The following is a 3,749-nucleotide window of genomic DNA, read 5'->3' as shown; positions in this document are numbered from 1 at the left end:
AAACTCGCATCCCGCAACTTCCCGATCAACCCACGTCTCGATACCGGTCGTCAATCGCTGAGCACGCGCCCCCGCGCGTTCCTTCACCAAGCCCATCGAGCACCCCGCGCTTCCGAATCAGGTGCTCAACAACGAATTACAACAGATTCTACCGATTCAAGATTTCGCCCGCAGCGCCTCGTTCAAATCCGACGTCAAATGTGGGTAATTGAAAGCTCAGCTTGCCGCTTACGCTCCTCTGGAGAGAACAGCTCGCGATCCAAAGTAAGGTCTTCCGGATCGATGGGAAACGACAGAGCAGGATGATTGTCTCCTAGTCCGTGAAGCTCGTCATGCAACTGTTTCTCCATGCGCTGAAGCTCCTCTGAAGCGACGGAGGCTGGCGATGGCATGGCTTCATCATCCAGATGATCCAGCACTCGCGGAGGCTCTCCCCGAGGGAGCTGCTCTGAATGGAATGCAGTTTGCTCCTGAATGAAAACCGACGGGGCATGTTGACCGTCCTGTTCCTCCTGAAGCTCCTCCCGAGTACTCGCTTCGTGCGGCGCGCCGTGGTGCGTAGCGGCGTCGATGCGCAGCGGTTCCATCAGCGCGACTGTTTCGGGATTGATGAGGGCCACGTTCTGGGGGGAAGAATCGAGCTTAGCGCCAGTGTGGCTTGGAGGCAGGATGGGCCCAGCCAGTTCCGTGGCCCGAAAGGTTTGGAAAAGCTCTAAGCTTTTAACGAGGTTCGTATTCCTCCCTCCGGTGTACCTGTGTGTGGCCTCATCGTCGCTCAGCGACTTGCGGTCCAGCCGAGCAACAATGCTAGGCTTGTTGTTTTCGAATAGCCAACGGCTAAAGCCAAGAAGGCGGTCTCCATGCTGACGCGCCACTCGGCTGTCCATGCCGCCCTCTATCAGGGCGTGCTCAAGCCTCACAACGGCAGCATCCTCGGAATAAATAGGCCGGCCGTTCCAATGGCCTCGCACTATGACGCCTGTTGAGGCAACCTGCGGTGCTCCGCTACTTTCTTCTGAAGCGGCGTTTGCGCTTGGCTGTCGGTAAATCACAATCTCTTCTAGATCCTTCAGCGTTCTCGGTCTCTTCGCTGCTCTCCATTGAGCGGTGTCATGCTCATAATTGATGGACGCAAGAAGGACCGCCACCCCTGCGTTCACATGTGCGTCGTCTAGAAAGTAAGTATTTACGTGATCGATCAGGGACTTGTGGTCCGTTAGATCTGTCGTTTGGCCGCGAGCGCGGAAATCATTCCCCAGTCGACGAAGTCCCAGGGTATAAAACCTAACCGTTGTAGGTGCCGGGTTCTTCTGAGCCACATATTGAGCAATCGTACTATCGATAAGGTCCTGGTCTTCTGGAGAAAGATAGGGATAGTCGGGGTCTAAGCCATGATACGCAAGAAGGATCCTCACCCCTGCGTTCACATGCGTGTCGTTCGGAAAGTAAGTATTTACGTGATCGAGCAGGGACTTGTGGTCCGCTAGATCGGTCGTTTGGCCTCTAGCGCGGAGATCATTCCCCAGTCGACGAAGTGCCTGAGTATAAACCTTGACCGAGTTCGGTAGTGGGTTCTTCTGAGCCGTATATTGGGCAATCGCCCTGTCGATAAGGTCCCGGTCTTCTGTAGATAGATGGGGATAGTCGGGGTCACGGCCAAGATACGCAAGAAGGAGCCGGAGCGCTGTCTTGATTTTTCGGTCGTTCGGAAAGTAAGTATTCGCGTGATCGAGCAGGGCTTCGTAGTCGGTCAGATTGGTCTCTTGGCCGCGGGCGCGAAGATCATTCGCCAGCTGACGAAATGCCTGAGTATTAACCTTGACCGTGTTCGGTTTTGGGTTTTTCTGAGCCACATATTGAGCAATCGCCGTATCGATAAGGTTCCGGTCTTCTGGAGAAAGATAGGGATAGTCGGGGTCTAAGCCATGATACGCAAGAAGGATCCTCACCCCTGCGTTCACATGCGTGTCGTTCGGAAAGCAAGTATTTACGTGATCGAGCAGGGACTTGTGGTCCGCTAGATCGGTCGTTTGGCCTCTAGCGCGGAGATCATTCCCCAGTCGACGAAGTGCCTGAGTATAAACCTTGACCGAGTTCGGTGATGGGTTCTTCTGAGCCGTATATTGAGCAATCGCCCTGTCGATAAGGTCCCGGTCTTCTGTAGATAGATGGGGATAGGAGCCTCCAGCGCCGCCGGGCGCGGGTTCGGCCTGCCTTGCCTCAGCCAAGTGCTGCTCAAAGCCATCTTGTCCGGCCTGGCTCGTCTGCGGCTCTTGCGAGACGTCGTGCTGCACCTGCGACCAAGCCGGCACGTTAAGCGGATCAAAATCTTGCGGGCCCAAGCTAACCTCACCTCCAGGATTACCTGAACACTCTGCCTAGTCAGGCGAGCTTTCGAGAACCTGACGGTTGCCATGGTCTCGTATCGGTCGCACCGGCCAACCTCGGAACCGACGCCGCCCGGGATCAGAGTCTGCTCCATGTCTAGCTCTTCGCACCTGTCGCCAGCTTCGAACCTCTAGCAGAGTGTAACAGTTTGGTCCTACCAAGGCCCTTCCCCATGCGGGTGACGCGCGAACCGCCCGATCTGGCTAGATATTAAAATTTCAAAAGTGACTTTCTGTTCTCGGATCGGTTGTGGAACCCAGGTCCCGAGCCCACCCCGGCCTGCCCCTGAAAACATCATATTGGCGATTTTCGACGGCATCCGCCTCGTCGACCCGTTCGTTGGAGAAGAAGCGATACGTGGCCTTCGTGTTCGCCCAGTCCTGACAAACCAGCGGGATGCTCTGACCCATGTCGCTCCCGATTTGTGCGAGCAATTTGCAAAATCGGCGGCCGAGCCGCTCATCCTTAAACTCGCATCCCGCAACTTCCCGATCAACCCACGTCTCGATGCCGGTCGTCAATCGCCGAGCACGCGCTTCCGCAAGATCTTTTAGTACCAAGCCCACCAAGCACCATCAAATTTCGAATCAGGTGCTCGACAACGAATCACAACAGATTCTGCCGATTCAAGTTTTCGCCGCGGACACGTCGTCTAAATCGACCGCAAATTGTGGGTAATTGGAAGCAAGGAGACCCCGTCTGGCGCAGGGGGTGAGCGATCGGTTATCGGCTGCTGAGTTTGTGAGCCGATGTGAGCTTCTATGTCTGCGCCTAGTTCTGGAACTAGAACCTTCCATATGATCGAAGCGGTTGCCGACCGTCTTGAGGGAGCGCCGCGCCAGCTTCGGCGACGCTGGTCGGACGAGTTCAAGGCACAAGTTGCGGCAGAGGCCCTGGAGCCCGGCGCGAGCGTATCGGCGATCGCCCGCCGGATCGGGATTCACCCGTCGCAGCTGTTCGCCTGGCGCCGTGATGCTCGGGCCGAGTTGCATTGTCCCTCGCGGCCTTCAAGTCGCGAGGTTGTGGTGACTTCTGTGGCAGGCGCAGTGATCGAGATTGCCATTGGCGAGGTCGTCGTGCGCGCCGGCGTGGACGTCGACGAAGCGCACTTGCAGCGGGTGATCCGCGCGGTCCGCTCGGCATGATCCCCTCTGGTGTGAAGGTGTTCCTGGCCAGCCATCCGGTCGACTTCCGCAAGGGTATCGATGGCCTTGTTGCGCTTGTGCGCGATGCTGGCTCAGATCCGTTCTTATGTGTCGGATGAGATTATGTGGCGGAGGCGCCCTAACGCCAGCCAGGGCCGACTACGCCCGGATTCCTCCGCCACATAATAATCAGATGCTGTCCAGCAGTTGCAGGAC

The 3,749-nt window shown here is 56.8% G+C and carries 3 protein-coding genes; 1 reads left to right on the top strand and 2 read right to left on the bottom strand.

Features of this window, described 5'->3' with window-relative positions; translation table 11 throughout:
• Window positions 1-194: 194 nt before the first annotated feature.
• Window positions 195-2,342, bottom strand: a complete 2,148-nt coding sequence (locus tag AC1VNY_RS42230) for a hypothetical protein (RefSeq protein WP_482409628.1) — start codon at window positions 2,340-2,342, stop codon at window positions 195-197.
• A gap of 264 nt (window positions 2,343-2,606) precedes the next feature.
• On the bottom strand, window positions 2,607-2,954 hold the full coding sequence (locus AC1VNY_RS42225; RefSeq protein WP_482409627.1) for an IS4/Tn5 family transposase DNA-binding protein: 348 nt from the start codon (window positions 2,952-2,954) through the stop codon (window positions 2,607-2,609).
• 231 nt (window positions 2,955-3,185) lie between these two features.
• Between AC1VNY_RS42225 and AC1VNY_RS42220 the strand changes: the two genes are divergently transcribed.
• A complete protein-coding gene (locus AC1VNY_RS42220) occupies window positions 3,186-3,533 on the top strand; it encodes a transposase (protein ID WP_028345404.1) in 348 nt (115 codons plus the stop codon).
• Window positions 3,534-3,749: the final 216 nt, after the last annotated feature.

It is taken from the genome of Bradyrhizobium ferriligni, assembly GCF_056837965.1.
The sequence above is the reverse complement of the archived record's forward strand: the minus strand, read 5'-3'. Positions and strand labels throughout refer to the sequence as shown.

Coding starts and splice junctions, on each gene's coding strand:
- AC1VNY_RS42220 (WP_028345404.1), top strand. CDS start 3,186: ATGATCGAAGCGGTTGCCGACCGTCTTGAGGGAGCGCCGCGCCAGCTT.